Source organism: Colwellia sp. 6M3, assembly GCF_014077595.1.
GTDB lineage: Bacteria > Pseudomonadota > Gammaproteobacteria > Enterobacterales > Alteromonadaceae > Cognaticolwellia.
In genome coordinates this window covers 1-13,496 of sequence record NZ_JACGWF010000047.1, presented here as the reverse complement: position 1 = coordinate 13,496, position 13,496 = coordinate 1, and the positions used below count along the sequence as shown (strand labels likewise).

The window sequence follows — 13,496 nt, the reverse complement described above, 5'->3', positions numbered from 1 at the left end:
TTAATAATTCCGTATTTGGGCGAAAACTTCATTGAGCTTTTCGCGACATTTAATGCCTGGACTAGATTCAACACCTGAGTTGATATCTAAGCCAAATAATTCGTGGTTGTTCAATTGCCCGCACGCTTGGGTGATATTATCTTGTTGTAAGCCGCCAGCTAAAAAACAACGCGATAAGTCTTGCTCGCTATCAGCTAACGCTTGCCAGTTAAAAGCTTGGCCGCTGCCAGCATTTTTACCGTCGAGTACAATATGGTCGACATTACTGGGTAAAGCTGGCACCTTGTTTTCAACAGGTAGAGCTTTAAATATTTGACAATGTTGAGTCAACTTTTCTCTTAAACTATCAATGTATTCTTGGCTTTCTTGACCATGCAATTGTACCGCTGATAATTGTAATTCATGAGCGAATTCAAGCACAGTATCTTGCGAATGATTAACAAACACACCAACATATTTTAAGCTTGGGTTATCACTGATAATAGCTTTTGCCTTTGCTTTATTAATACACCTAGGTGATTTCTCAGCAAAGATAAGTCCGCCAAATTCTGCACCCGCATTAATTGCAAACGAAGCATGTTCAGGGCTTGTTAAACCACACACTTTATTGTGACCAAATATTAATTGTCGACATGCTAAATCAATATCGTCTTCAGCCATAACCGAGCTGCCAACTAAAAAGCCATCTACGGCAGGGGCAAGCTCTCTAACTTGTGCATTATTATATATGCCTGATTCAGAAATAACGATGCGATCATCGGGTAATGTTGGCGCTAAATCAAAGGTACGTGAAATATCGGTTGAAAGATCACGTAAGTTGCGATTATTAATACCAATGAGTTTTGCATTTAAGCTAATCGCGCGCGCGCATTCTTCTTCGTTAGACACTTCAGTTAAAATAGCTAAGTTTAACGACTGTGCAACAGCTGCCAACTCATTGTATTCTTGGTCATTGAGCACGCTCAGCATAAGCAATATTGCGTCGGCACCATAATGTCTAGCCAAATAAACTTGGTAGGTATCAAAAAAGAAATCTTTATTCAGTACTGGGCACTTAACAAGATCACTAACGGTTTTTAAATAACTAAAATCGCCTTGGAAATATTTATGCTCCGTCAGTACTGATATTGCCGCCGCGTAATTATCATAAATACCGGCTATTTCTGCGACATTAAAATCAGCTCTGATCAAACCTTTTGACGGTGATGCTTTTTTACATTCTAAAATAAAGCCAGCGTAAGGTTTTTCTGCTGTTCGCGTTAGCGCTTGATACATATCTTTTTTTGAAGGTGTTAAATCATCAATAAAGCTAGCTAACGGTAACTCTTTCTTTAATTTTTCTATCTCAACACGTCGATTTTCAACGATTTGCTCAAGAATATTACTCATTATGCTGTTACTCCTGAGTTCGATATTTGTACTAAATCTGCTAATGTTTTTGTTGCTGCACCCGAGGCGAGTACCTGAGTGGCATATTGTGCCGCTAACAATAACGTATCGGCTTTACCGTTAAGCTGCTCGCGATGTAAATAAAGTAGTGCTGCACAATTAATAATAACTGCGCTGTTATGGGCGGCTTGGCCTTTACCGGCTAATATGGCTTGAATAAATTTGGCGTTTTCTTCAGGCGTTCCACCTTTTATATCTTCTAAAGTGTAGTTTTCTAAACCAAAATCTGACGGCGTAACTTCTTTCTCGGTTAATTCACCATGACTTATCTCAGTAACTTGTGTTTTCCCATGTAACGCTATTTCATCTAAGCCACTACCATGAACTACCCAAGCTTGTTTTACACCTGTTAGCATTAAGGCTTGCGCAATAGGGGTAATTAATTCAGGAATATAAACACCTAACAACATAATGTCGGGTTTTGCTGGATTAACTAATGGCCCTAAAATATTGAATAGGGTTCGAATAGCCATAGCTTTACGCACTGGAGCAGCATGCTTGAAGCCAGTATGGTAAGCAGGAGCATATAAAAAGCAGATATTGGCTTGCGCTAAACACTCACTTGCCACTTCAGGTGACATGGTTAAGTTTACGCCGAGTGCTTCGAGTAAATCGGCAGAGCCAGACATACTTGAGACACTTCTGTTGCCATGTTTTGCCATTTTTAAGCCACAAGCCGCTGCTAAAATAGCCGCAGTGGTAGAAATGTTTATAGTATTTGCGCCATCTCCGCCTGTGCCTACGCAATCAGCCACGCTTGTGCTCTGGCTCGGGAAAACACTAGCATTGGCGCGAATAGCAATCGCAGCACCAGCAATTTCAGCTGGCGTTTCACCTTTAATTTTTAGCGCAGTCAGTATTGCCGCTAAACGTTCTGGCGCGACAAAACCGTTGATCACTTGTTCAAACACATCATGGCTTTGCTGTTGTGTTAGTGAGTTACCATCAACTAAAGTATTGAGTGCACTATGCGTAATGTCATCGTTACTCACTGGCTGAATTTTTGGTGAATTTTCGCTACTTAGTTCAGTGGTTGTCATGAGTATGCCCTTGTGCTTTATAAATAGTTTGGTTAGCTAAAGCGGATAAATGATTAAGGCTTTGCGCTAATAAGTTGGTGCCATATGTGGTTAATATCGATTCAGGATGAAACTGAAAACCGATGGCCGCATCGCTACTATGCTCTATCGCCATAGGTAAGGTAATTTCATCATTGTCAGTGGATAAATTAACATAGGCTGTCATGGTCAGTTGCTCTGGCATTCTGCTGGCAACCAGTGAATGATAACGCGCTACAGGTAAAGGGCTATCAATATTATCAAAAGCGCCTAATCCGTTGTGGGTAATATTAGACGACTTTCCGTGCACTACTTCAGGTGCGCGTGCTATTACACCGCCATAATGTTGGATTAATGCTTGATGCCCTAAACAAATACCTAAGATAGGAAATTGTCCGGCGCATAATTTAATTAAAGGCATTAAACAACCTGCATGCGTAGGATCGCCAGGTCCGGGTGAAAGCACTAAAATAACGCCAGCGTTATTACTTTGTTGCTTCTCTTGTAACTTTTTAAAAATAAAATCAGCACTAATAGTATGGCGATAAATGGTCAGTTGATAACCTAAACAACGAAATTCATCGACCAAATTATAAGTAAATGAGTCAAGATTATCTAACATAACAATTTCTGGTAAAGCGTTAGGGAAAGCATCAGTTGATTTCATTATTTAGTCTCCTTGTGCATTACATCGCCGTTAGTTGAATTTTTTCTTACCTGATGAGAGATAACTAATACTTTACCTTCTGCTTCTTTAATCGCACTGATCACTGCTTGAGCTTTTTGTCTGGTTTCATTTGTTTCTGATTGTGGGTCTGAGTCAAAAACCACTCCTGCGCCAGCTTGTATTTGTGCGCGATTATTTTGTACGAAGGCTGAACGAATAACGATACAAGTGTCCATATCACCATTGCCGGTTAAGTAACCCACTGCGCCGCCATAACTACCTCTGCGTTTTCCTTCTACTTCACGAATAAGTGAGGTAGCTTTTACTTTAGGTGCACCAGACAATGTGCCCATATTCATACAAGCTTGGTAAGCGTGCAGTGCATCTAATTCGATTTCTAATGTGCCACAGACCCGAGAAACAAGGTGCATAACGTGTGAATATCGGTCGACTTTTAATAGCTCAGCCACATGACGAGTACCAGGCTTGCTAACGCGCGCGATGTCATTACGTGCTAAATCAACCAACATAATATGCTCGGCTAATTCTTTTTTATCTAATCGTAAGTCTAACTCTATTCGACTATCTAAATCAGGCGATAAACTGCCGTCAGCGTTAAAGCCACGAGGACGTGTACCGGCAATTGGGTAAATCTCTACTTGTCGATTACTTTGTTGATACTTAAGTGCTGACTCTGGCGAAGCGCCGAATATACAAAAATCACTGTCTTGCAAATAAAACATATAAGGGCTTGGATTACTGTGTTTTAGTGCTTTATAGGCGTTAAGGTTATTTGAGCAGGTCAGGCTAAAAGTGCGTGACGGTACTACTTGGAAAATGTCACCGGCTAAAATATTCTCTTTTAAGTCATTAACTACTTGGCAAAAAGCCTCATCGTCAATATCACAGCTTAATGGCAGCTGTTGATCTTCTTTTGACGCAGTGTTGTTATCGGCGTTAACTGGTTTAGGTTCAAATGAAGCGGTTATATCAGTACTTAAACGTGTTTTTATTACGTTAATTCTTGCTAATGCTGCCGCTTTAGCTTCTTCGTATCCAGGGCCGGTAAATTGATTGGTAATTACATCACTTGATTGTTTTTCATGGTCAATAATGATCAGCGTTTCAGCGAGATAATAAACAAAATCAGGGCAAGTATTTTCGCCATCAGCAACTTCAGGTAATGATTCGCTCATCGACATCATATCGAATGCAAAAGCACCCCCTAAAAATACCGCAAACGGGTGTTGGGTTGTATTATCTAGTTGACTGAATAAACGTAAGCTTTGAAAAGGGTTAATTGCAAGCAATCGAGAACGTTCATCTAATTGTTCGTTAATGTCAGAAAATGTGGCATTAAATGCCTGATTGTCGTCACTACCGTTTACGGTGATTGTTGCATTTAATGCTAATGCTTGTTTCGCAAACGACAGGGCATTTTCACCGTTTTTATTTAATGCAGTAAAGTGAACAGTATTACCATTACAAACTATTTTAACGGCGGTGTCGGTAAGCAGTAAACTTTTCAGTTGATGCTTTTTATCAATTTCTGCTGATTCCAGTAATAACGTGTTTTCTTTATCAGCGCAAAGGGTGTGAAAAACAGCTAAGGGATCACTTTGATAGCTTAAAGTATCGGTAATAGTAACAACCGCACCCGGTTGTTGATGGTTTATCACAGCTTCAGGCTGCATTTTTTCAGTTTTATATTCTTGGGTATTGCTCATGGGTATTCCTACTAATAATCTATTTAAAAAACGGTCATCCAGCGTAAATAGGCAAAAGCCACCATAAGAACCAACGTTTAACTTTAATCCGCAACATACTTACTACTCTCGTTCAATTATTCAAAATTTTAAAAACAAAAAACCCGCAATAGGGTGCGGGTTTTCGAAGTTTTTACTTACAAGTAAACATCACAACCCACTTATGTAGAGTTATGCCACCACCAAATCATAGAAATAGTTTGTTTTACTTGTATCATTATCTGTTTTATCTCAGTAAAATTGTTTTATTCACTTGCCTAATTAGTGACTTGACTATGTTATTAGGTAGTATTAAGTCCCTATAGAAGAACCGATTCGCGTAATGATGTCAACCACTGATTTTACTAAAGATAAAGATTTTTCAAACTTACGGGTTGATCTACACAGCCACACTAATTGCTCGGACGGTGCATTAACACCAAAAGAGCTGATAGAACGGGCGGTTAACTTCCAAATTGACGTATTAGCGATCACAGATCACGACAGCGTTAAAGGCCTTGATAGTGCAAAACAAACTATTTTAGATCAAAATATTCCATTAACTTTGATTAATGGCATTGAAATATCAACCCAGTGGCAAGGTTTTGAAATTCATATTGTTGGTCTAAATATTGACCCTGAGCATACACAATTACAAAGCTTAATATCAGCGCAGCAGCAACGTCGAGAAGACCGGGCAAAAACCATGGGCGAGAAACTCGAAAAATGTGGCTTTAGCGATGTTTACAGTCAAGCCAAAGCAATGGCAGGTGATGGCTCTATTACTCGCGCACATTTTGCAAGAGTGCTTTTACATCGCGGTATTGTCAGTAAAATGCAATCAGCTTTTGACAAGTATATTGGCAAAGGCAAACGTGCTTATGTTAATCCTAATTGGTGCACTATTGACGAGGCCGTAGCAACTATACACGCCGCCGGCGGTGTTGCAGTGATGGCGCATCCTATAAGATATGATTTAACCGCTAAATGGTTAAGGCGCTTAATTGTTGATTTTAAAGCGGCTCAAGGCGACGGTTTAGAAGTTGTGTTACCTCAGATGAATAACGAGCAGCGCAAAATAATGCTAAACTATTGTTCAGAATATGATTTACATGCTTCGATGGGCTCTGATTTTCATCAGCCAAGCCGATGGAGCGATTTAGGACGAAACTTAATAATGCCAGAGCAAGCTAACCCTATTTGGCAACTTTGGCAAAGTGAAGGTATTCGGTAGTTATTGATTAACAGTGTATAAGTTAAAATGTTACTCGGTGGATATTACATTATGTTGATAAACTTGAAATTTAGATGGAGCTTATTATGAGCCAGTTTTTTTATGTACACCCAGATAACCCTCAAGGTCGCTTAATGAAACAAGCGGCTGCTATTATCAGCCAAGGTGGTGTCATTGTTTACCCAACTGACTCTGGTTATGCCTTAGGTTGCCATATTGGTGATAAAAAAGCCTTGGAACGAATTTGTAATATTCGTGACATAAATAAAGAACACAACTTTACCCTGATGTGTAGCGATCTATCTGAGTTGTCAGAATATACGCGTGTTGATAACAGTGCTTTTCGCTTATTAAAGAACAATACGCCTGGGCCTTATACCTTTATTTTTAAAGGTTCAAAAGAGGTACCTAAGCGGTTATTAAACCCGAAGCGTAAAACTATCGGTATACGAGTTCCGGATAATAATATCGCTCAAGCGCTATTAGCAGAGCTAGGTGAGCCAATAATGTCGACAACACTTATCATGCCTGGCGCTGAAACAGCAGAGTTTGACCCAGAGCATATTCGCGATATTTTAGAGCACCAAGTTGATTTGATCATCAACGGTGGTCATTTAGGTGAATGCCCGACAACGGTTATCGACTTTTCTAATGATGAGGTTGAAATAATTCGTGTGGGTGAGGGCGATCCAACCCCTTTTCAATAATAATTATATGAAGTTATAGTTATTGTTAATAAAAGATAAATTATGAAGCATAAAATTCAAATATTAAAAGCAGCCGATGCCTGATAATTCAGTTAAGTTATCCAAAGATACTTTGTCAGGTATAACGCCAGATAAAACCTCAGGGTCTGGCGTAATGCTGCAGCAAGTCTTACCGTTTGCGTTATTACGTGGCGAAGCCATTATAGAGAAGCCTCAAGATCTATTTATACCGCCCGACGCTTTAGAAGTTATTTTAGAAATGTTTGAAGGGCCGCTCGACCTTTTATTGTATTTAATTCGAAAACAAAAATTTGATATTCTAGACTTACCCATTTCCCCCATCACTACGCAATACATGACCTATGTTGATTTAATGAAAGACATTAAATTGGAGTTAGCGGCTGAGTATTTAGTGATGGCGTCAATTTTAGCGGAAATTAAATCACGGTTATTATTACCCAAACAAGCGGTTGAAGAAGAAGAGGGTGATCCACGGGCAGAGTTAGTTAGAAAATTACAAGAATATGAAGTGATTAAAAAAGCGGCTGAAAATATTGATGACCTACCACGTGTAGACCGCGATAACTTTGTAGCAAAAGTTGAGTTAGCTGAAAACTTTGTCCCTGAAGTTCTTAATAGTCAAGTGGATCTCGCTGAGTTAGTCAATGCTTTACAAGGCATAATGAAGCGAACACAGGCTTATGAACATCATCATATTCAAAAAGAGTCATTGTCGACTAGAGAACGAATGGCGCATATTTTATCGGTATTAAAAAGCACAAGCAAGGAACAACCTTACTGTGATTTCAGTGATTTATTTACTATCAAAGAAGGTAAACAAGGTGTTGTCGTTACTTTTTTAGCCATTCTAGAGTTGATTAAAGAATCACTAATCGAATGCATACAAACAAAAATTTATGGCGAAATAAGGGTTTGTTTACCTAAGCAAGTTTAAAGTAAATTATGAGTAAAATTAATAGCAAGAGTGGCTGTAAAAATATGGGTGAAATGAGCAACAATGATCACGGATAAAATACGCCATAAAGATATTGATGATGCCAAACTTAAACGTCTGGTCGAAGCAGCGTTGTTTCTTGCTGAAAAGCCATTGTCGGTGCAATTACTTAAACGCGATTTTTTAATAGAATATCGTGTCAGTAACCTACGTATTCGTGATATCATTATCGCTATCCAAGCTGACTTTAAAGGCCGTGGTGTAGAACTCAATAAAGTCGCTTCTGGCTATCGTTTTCAAACACCGTCAGAGCTTAGCGAAGATTTAGCGCATTTATACAAAGAAAAAGCACCAAAATACTCACGTGCTATTTTAGAAACATTAGCGTTAATTGCTTATAAACAACCGATAACCCGTGGAGAAATAGAAGACATTCGCGGTGTTGCTGTTAGTAGTAATATTATTAAAACGCTAACCGATAGAAATTGGATAAAAACAGTAGGTCAAAAGGAAGTGCCCGGTCGACCTGTGTTGTATGCAAGTACTCAAGAGTTTCTTGATTACTTTTCGCTGACATCACTCGACCAACTGCCGGCATTAATGCCAATGGAAGATTTTACCAGTTAAGCGTTTTTGAAAGAAACGTTAAACTAAAAAAGCAGGGTATTTACCCTAACCTTAAAGAGACAGAGACGTAAAAGTGAATCAAATAATTCTGATTCACTGTAAAGTTACTGACGTAAGAGAGTTAAGACCTATGTCTGAAAAATTACAAAAAGTATTAGCACGCGCAGGTGCTGGTTCACGCCGAGAAATGGAAACCTACATTAGTGCGGGACGTGTAAGCGTTGAAGGCAAAACCGCTTATTTAGGCGACCGTGTTGAAGGCAATGAACTTATTCGCGTCGACGGCCATCAAATTAAACTAAAACCTTTAGCTGACGATTTGTGTCGTGTTTTAATGTACAACAAGCCTGAAGGCGAAATGTGTACACGTAAAGACCCTGAAGGCCGCCCAACTGTTTTTGATCGCTTACCTAAACTAGATGGAAGTCGCTGGGTTGCCGTAGGTCGTTTAGATATTAACACCTCAGGCATGCTGCTTTTCACTACTGATGGTGAACTTGCCAACCGTTTAATGCATCCTTCTAAACAAGTAGAGCGTGAATATGCGGTACGTATATTTGGTGAAGTTAATGAGGCAATGTTACAAACACTTCGCCACGGCGTTAAGTTAGAAGATGGCCCGGCTAAGTTTCAAAAAATCACATACAAAGGTGGTGAAGGCCGTAACCATTGGTTCCATGTTGTATTATCTGAAGGACGTAACCGCGAAGTTCGTCGCCTTTGGGAAAGCCAAGATGTACAAGTTAGCCGATTAATTCGTGTTCGATACGGTGATATGGAGATGAAACGTCAATTACCTTTAGGTGGTTGGACTGAGTTGAATCTTCAAGATGTAAACTACTACAGAAAACTCGTTGATTTAGCACCTGAAACACAAAGTAAGGTGAAAGTAGACGAGAAAGCGATGGATAACGCGAAAAGTCGTCGTATTCGTCGTTCAGTGAAAAAGCATCAGCATCGCAGCCAACAGGCTACTAGACGCAGACGTTAAAAAGCAACAAATTGCTCGGTACATCATAATGACAAGTTCAACTAATCTCGAACTTGTCATTTTTTATTTGTATTGAACGGTTGAATTACACTCTGATATTGGTTAGAAAATAATTATTAAAATAAGATATGGTAACGGCTAAGCTCAAGCTTATTATTCGCTTTAAGGTGGCTAAACCGTTCCACCAGTGTTTTTGTTACTTATTTAAGTTATTTGTTTTATATAGGACATGACGTGCAAGCAACTATTGAAAGAATTTATATCGAAGACTCCGAGCAATTACACCTAATTTGTCAGCGCTACGCCCAAGCCAAAATTCTTGCGATCGATACTGAGTTTGTGCGCACACGAACACTTTATCCTAAGTTGGGTCTTATTCAGATAAACGATGGTGAAACCTTAGCGTTAATCGACCCTGTTGCCGTTTCAGACTTAACCGTATTTTGGCAGCTACTAGAAAATCCAAATATTCAAAAAGTATTACATGCCTGTTCAGAAGATTTAGAAGTTTTTTTAACTGCGGGTAATTGTCGCCCAGTAAATCTTATTGATAGCCAAATTATAATGGCCTTTTTAGGGCATGGAATTTCAATGGGTTATGCCGCTATGATTGCCCATTATACGGATATTGAGTTAGATAAGTCTGAGTCGCGTACTGATTGGATGAAAAGGCCGCTAACACAAAAGCAATTGGATTATGCTGCTGCAGATGTGGAGCATTTATTTAATATATTACCTTTATTGTTTGCTGATATTGAAAAGGCAGGTTGGCTAGATGCAGCACAAGAAGAAAGTAATGTCATGGTTGATCGCAAGTTCAGTCCTATTGACGAGAGCCAGTTGTATCTTAATTTAAAAATGGCTTGGCGCTTAAATCCTGTGCAACTTTATCGACTACAACAGTTAACTATTTGGCGTTTTCAACAAGCTAAAATAAAAGACAGGCCAATTGGTTTTATTGCCAAAGATCATACCTTATTTGCGTTAGCGCAAGTAAACCCCACGAGTGTGGGAGCTATGTCAGGTATTGAAGGCGTTGAGGTACTTGATATACGCCACAAAGGTAATGTTATGTTAACAGTGCTAAAACGCGCTACCGAAGCAACAAACGCTACATTACCTGAGCCTATTATTCGACTTGATGAATATCCAGGCTATAAACAAAACTTCAAAAAAGTTAAAAATGCCATTACGGAGTTCAGCACTCAAACTAACTTGTTGCCAGAGAACTTTGCTTCTAAAAAACAAATAAACCAATTTATGTCATGGCATTTTAAGCTCAACGGCGCAGAGAATAATCCGCAATTGGTCGATATTATGCGCGGTTGGCGTAAGTCATTATTTGGTGATAAGTTGCTTGCATTTGTTGAAAATGACTTTAAATAAGTCGCTTTAATATTGACTGATAAGTTGTTGAAAACAATCTTAACAACACCCGAAACCCCTTTAATCATAGGTCTGCATTATGTTGTGTAGTGTTTATAAAAGTTCTAAAAAAGTACAAACTTATCTTTATGTAAATAACAGAGATGACTTTTCTGATGTACCTGAAGCGCTAATGAAAATGTTTGGTACGCCTGTGATGGTAACGGTGCTGAATCTTTCATCAAAAGTTAAATTGGGTTTTGCTGATTTAGAAAAAGTAAAAACAAGTTTAGCTGACCAAGGTTATTATCTGCAGTTAACACCGCAAGAAGAAGATATGCTAAAAGGCCACAAGGCCAGCATGAATAGTGCGGGTGTCAATAAAAGCGAAGGAGAAATATCATAATGCGCTATACCCATTCAGTAAATATCATCGTACTTTCATTATGTCTCGCGCTATTTTCCCAAGTAACGATGGCTAATGACAAAAAAACAACGTCAGAAGCTAAACCTAGCTTCGAACAATATATTATTAAGTTAAAGCAAGAAGCCATTGCAAAGGGTTATGATAAAACGTTAATTGACGATTCATTCGCTAATGTTATTTTTCATCAACGAGCAGTAAAAGCTGATCGTAATCAACCAGAAACAGTTGAAACACTCGACACCTATTTGCCAAAACGCGTACCTGATTGGAAAATCAAACGTGCTAGAGCAAAATATAAAGAGCATGAAGCACTACTGAAAAATATAGCTGCAGAATATGGCGTGCAACCACGGTTTATCATTGCGCTTTGGGGGCTAGAAACAAATTTTGGCAAAATTATGGGTAACTATAATGTTATTTCTGCGTTATCAACCATGGCCTATGAAGGACGCCGCGAAGCATTTTTTAAAAAGCAGCTATGGGCCGCGTTACAAATATTAAAAGAAGGCCATATTGATATAGCGAATATGAAAGGCTCATGGGCTGGCGCTATGGGACAAAATCAATTTATGCCTACTTCTTTTGTTGGTTATGCTGTTGACGGTGATGGTGACGGAAAAAAAGATATTTGGGGTAATCAAGCCGATGTTTTTGCTTCTATGGCCAATTACCTGAAAAAAGAAGGCTGGAGTGACGAAATAACATGGGGACGTCAGGTTAAACTCCCGAGCGATTTTGATACCTCATTAGCGATACCCAATAATACCGGTGGTCGTAAGAACTGGTTAAAAGCTTGGGCTAAAACCGAAAAAACCTTAGCTCAGTGGCAAGATTTAGGCATTCGACGCACCGATGGTAGTAATCTACCAAAGGTTGATATTAAAGCAGCATTGGTATTTCCTGATGGTGTTAAAGGGCGTGCGTATTTAGCTTACAATAACTATAAAAGTTTAATGCATTGGAATTTATCTTATTACTTTGTAAGCTCGGTTGGGCATTTATCTGATCACATTAAATTTCCACCAATTCAGTAATAATTTATCGTCAGCTAAATTAAGTAATTATCACAATAAACAGTCATAAGTAGCCATATGAGCAAAAACAATAATCGTTCGAGTGCAAAGTCAAAAAAAGTTGTTGTTGAACGCTTTTGGGAAACTAAATCATTAAATGAAATGTCTCGTACTGAGTGGGAATCATTGTGTGATGGTTGTGCTAAATGTTGTCTGAATAAATTCATTGATGACGATAACACCACCGATGAAACTGAGCTGATGCCAACCACGCATATTGCTGAAGGTGAGCAAATGAGCTACTCGAACATTGCTTGTCATTTACTCAACGATAAAACCTGTCAGTGTTCTAAGTACGAGCAACGAACCGTGCTGGTACCTGATTGTGTGCAGTTAACACAAGAGAACTTGGATGATGTGTTTTTTATGCCGCCAAGTTGTACTTATCGACGTTTAAAAGAGGGCAGAGGTATGCCGTCATGGCACCCGTTATTGCACAATGGCAAAAAATCAGCCATGCACCAAGCCGGTATGTCAGTGCGTGGTAAAATTATCAAAGATAACGACGTTGAGTTAGACGATTTTGAAGACTATATTGTGTTGTGGCCACTGAACGATATTGATTAAGGTGGCAGTAAAATTTACAGCACTATTATGGCGATAGTATTATCTTATTAAGAAGATAAACTAAAAATACTAATGGCCTTTCATTTTAGCTTATTGACTTGCACCAGTTTTTCTAAAAAATAACAGATTAAATAACTCTTTTACACTGATCGTTAGCAACCAATAACTTGAACGCTTTGGTGCTTTTATCTTTGTTGATGCTTTTTTTGCTCTCAAATGATTTTTATCTGAAGATATTTTAGCTTTTTCTGCTATTTTAATATTATCTCTTCGCTCTTGTGCAATATTGGCACGTTCGGTAAAACGTTGCCTAGATTCTGCAGACATGCTTGACAAGAAACTCGCACTTGTTGCGCTTTTTCCTTTAACTTTTGTTCTTGGCTTTGGTGAACTACACATATAAACCTCAAAATTAGCTTTAATTAACGGTGCAAAACTTATAATCGCACTAAAAAAAGTAACATTTAATGAAGGTATATTTTTCATCTTCATCAATGGTCAGTATATATAGACCTGACAGTTAACGAAAAAATTCGCATATTAGCCATTAAAGTCGTATTAAAAGCATGAGAGACTTACTCTGTATATTGATATCGCTTACAAGTGAGCTCTTAGCGAGGAAGGTAATTGT

14 protein-coding genes are annotated in these 13,496 nt (G+C 38.7%); 9 read left to right on the top strand and 5 right to left on the bottom strand.

Going from position 1 to position 13,496, the window contains the following annotated elements; translation table 11 throughout:
• The 4 genes from trpCF to H4J50_RS11390 are packed head-to-tail and all read right to left on the bottom strand — an operon-like array spanning window position 1 to window position 4,868.
• Complete coding sequence (trpCF, locus tag H4J50_RS11405; protein ID WP_182256495.1) at window positions 1–1,389, bottom strand: bifunctional indole-3-glycerol-phosphate synthase TrpC/phosphoribosylanthranilate isomerase TrpF; 1,389 nt, start codon at window positions 1,387–1,389, stop codon at window positions 1–3.
• A complete protein-coding gene (gene trpD / locus H4J50_RS11400) occupies window positions 1,389–2,489 on the bottom strand; it encodes an anthranilate phosphoribosyltransferase (RefSeq protein WP_182256493.1) in 1,101 nt (366 codons plus the stop codon). Before trpD ends, trpCF begins: the two co-directional genes overlap by 1 nt.
• A complete protein-coding gene (locus H4J50_RS11395) occupies window positions 2,476–3,174 on the bottom strand; it encodes an aminodeoxychorismate/anthranilate synthase component II (protein WP_182256491.1) in 699 nt (232 codons plus the stop codon). The genes trpD and H4J50_RS11395 overlap by 14 nt, the downstream gene beginning before the upstream one ends.
• A complete protein-coding gene (locus H4J50_RS11390) occupies window positions 3,174–4,868 on the bottom strand; it encodes an anthranilate synthase component 1 (protein ID WP_182256526.1) in 1,695 nt (564 codons plus the stop codon). The genes H4J50_RS11395 and H4J50_RS11390 overlap by 1 nt, the downstream gene beginning before the upstream one ends.
• A 394-nt stretch (window positions 4,869–5,262) precedes the next feature.
• Between H4J50_RS11390 and H4J50_RS11385 the strand changes: the two genes are divergently transcribed.
• The 9 genes from H4J50_RS11385 to H4J50_RS11345 all read left to right on the top strand — a co-directional run bounded on the left by H4J50_RS11385 (window position 5,263) and on the right by H4J50_RS11345 (window position 12,865).
• A complete protein-coding gene (locus tag H4J50_RS11385; protein WP_108456390.1) occupies window positions 5,263–6,153 on the top strand; it encodes an RNase RNM in 891 nt (296 codons plus the stop codon).
• 86 nt (window positions 6,154–6,239) lie between these two features.
• Complete coding sequence (locus tag H4J50_RS11380) at window positions 6,240–6,860, top strand: L-threonylcarbamoyladenylate synthase (protein WP_182256489.1); 621 nt, start codon at window positions 6,240–6,242, stop codon at window positions 6,858–6,860.
• Between the two features lie 154 nt (window positions 6,861–7,014).
• Complete coding sequence (locus tag H4J50_RS11375; RefSeq protein ID WP_182256524.1) at window positions 7,015–7,815, top strand: ScpA family protein; 801 nt, start codon at window positions 7,015–7,017, stop codon at window positions 7,813–7,815.
• A gap of 63 nt (window positions 7,816–7,878) precedes the next feature.
• Window positions 7,879–8,442 (top strand): SMC-Scp complex subunit ScpB, encoded by a 564-nt coding sequence (gene scpB, locus H4J50_RS11370; RefSeq protein WP_108456388.1) that lies wholly within the window; start codon window positions 7,879–7,881, stop codon window positions 8,440–8,442.
• Window positions 8,443–8,572: 130 nt separating this feature from the next.
• Window positions 8,573–9,433, top strand: a complete 861-nt coding sequence (rluB, locus tag H4J50_RS11365) for a 23S rRNA pseudouridine(2605) synthase RluB (protein WP_108456387.1) — start codon at window positions 8,573–8,575, stop codon at window positions 9,431–9,433.
• Window positions 9,434–9,667: 234 nt separating this feature from the next.
• Complete coding sequence (gene rnd, locus H4J50_RS11360; RefSeq protein ID WP_310733266.1) at window positions 9,668–10,819, top strand: ribonuclease D; 1,152 nt, start codon at window positions 9,668–9,670, stop codon at window positions 10,817–10,819.
• A gap of 79 nt (window positions 10,820–10,898) precedes the next feature.
• Entirely contained in the window at window positions 10,899–11,204 is a 306-nt protein-coding gene (locus tag H4J50_RS11355; protein ID WP_182256487.1) for a YcgL domain-containing protein, read from the top strand.
• Window positions 11,204–12,259 carry a lytic transglycosylase domain-containing protein gene (locus H4J50_RS11350; protein WP_404842750.1) on the top strand — a complete coding sequence of 352 codons (1,056 nt, stop codon included), beginning with the start codon at window positions 11,204–11,206 and terminating at the stop codon, window positions 12,257–12,259. The genes H4J50_RS11355 and H4J50_RS11350 overlap by 1 nt, the downstream gene beginning before the upstream one ends.
• Window positions 12,260–12,316: 57 nt before the next feature.
• Entirely contained in the window at window positions 12,317–12,865 is a 549-nt protein-coding gene (locus H4J50_RS11345; protein WP_182256485.1) for a YcgN family cysteine cluster protein, read from the top strand.
• A gap of 90 nt (window positions 12,866–12,955) precedes the next feature.
• On the opposite strand, the gene H4J50_RS11340 is transcribed toward H4J50_RS11345, so the two are convergent.
• The gene (locus H4J50_RS11340; protein ID WP_182256483.1) at window positions 12,956–13,351 is read right to left on the bottom strand and encodes a hypothetical protein; all 396 of its coding nucleotides are present in this window, start codon (window positions 13,349–13,351) and stop codon (window positions 12,956–12,958) included.
• Between the last annotated feature and the right edge of the window lie 145 nt (window positions 13,352–13,496).

Excerpts from the sequence above, each read along its gene's own strand:
- trpCF (WP_182256495.1), bottom strand. The coding sequence starts at position 1,389 with ATGAGTAATATTCTTGAGCAAATCGTTGAAAATCGACGTGTTGAGATA.
- trpD (WP_182256493.1), bottom strand. The coding sequence starts at position 2,489 with ATGACAACCACTGAACTAAGTAGCGAAAATTCACCAAAAATTCAGCCA.
- H4J50_RS11395 (WP_182256491.1), bottom strand. The coding sequence starts at position 3,174 with ATGAAATCAACTGATGCTTTCCCTAACGCTTTACCAGAAATTGTTATG.
- H4J50_RS11390 (WP_182256526.1), bottom strand. The coding sequence starts at position 4,868 with ATGCAGCCTGAAGCTGTGATAAACCATCAACAACCGGGTGCGGTTGTT.
- H4J50_RS11385 (WP_108456390.1), top strand. The coding sequence starts at position 5,263 with ATGATGTCAACCACTGATTTTACTAAAGATAAAGATTTTTCAAACTTA.
- H4J50_RS11380 (WP_182256489.1), top strand. The coding sequence starts at position 6,240 with ATGAGCCAGTTTTTTTATGTACACCCAGATAACCCTCAAGGTCGCTTA.
- H4J50_RS11375 (WP_182256524.1), top strand. The coding sequence starts at position 7,015 with ATGCTGCAGCAAGTCTTACCGTTTGCGTTATTACGTGGCGAAGCCATT.
- scpB (WP_108456388.1), top strand. The coding sequence starts at position 7,879 with ATGATCACGGATAAAATACGCCATAAAGATATTGATGATGCCAAACTT.
- rluB (WP_108456387.1), top strand. The coding sequence starts at position 8,573 with ATGTCTGAAAAATTACAAAAAGTATTAGCACGCGCAGGTGCTGGTTCA.
- H4J50_RS11355 (WP_182256487.1), top strand. The coding sequence starts at position 10,899 with ATGTTGTGTAGTGTTTATAAAAGTTCTAAAAAAGTACAAACTTATCTT.
- H4J50_RS11350 (WP_404842750.1), top strand. The coding sequence starts at position 11,204 with ATGCGCTATACCCATTCAGTAAATATCATCGTACTTTCATTATGTCTC.
- H4J50_RS11345 (WP_182256485.1), top strand. The coding sequence starts at position 12,317 with ATGAGCAAAAACAATAATCGTTCGAGTGCAAAGTCAAAAAAAGTTGTT.
- H4J50_RS11340 (WP_182256483.1), bottom strand. The coding sequence starts at position 13,351 with ATGAAAAATATACCTTCATTAAATGTTACTTTTTTTAGTGCGATTATA.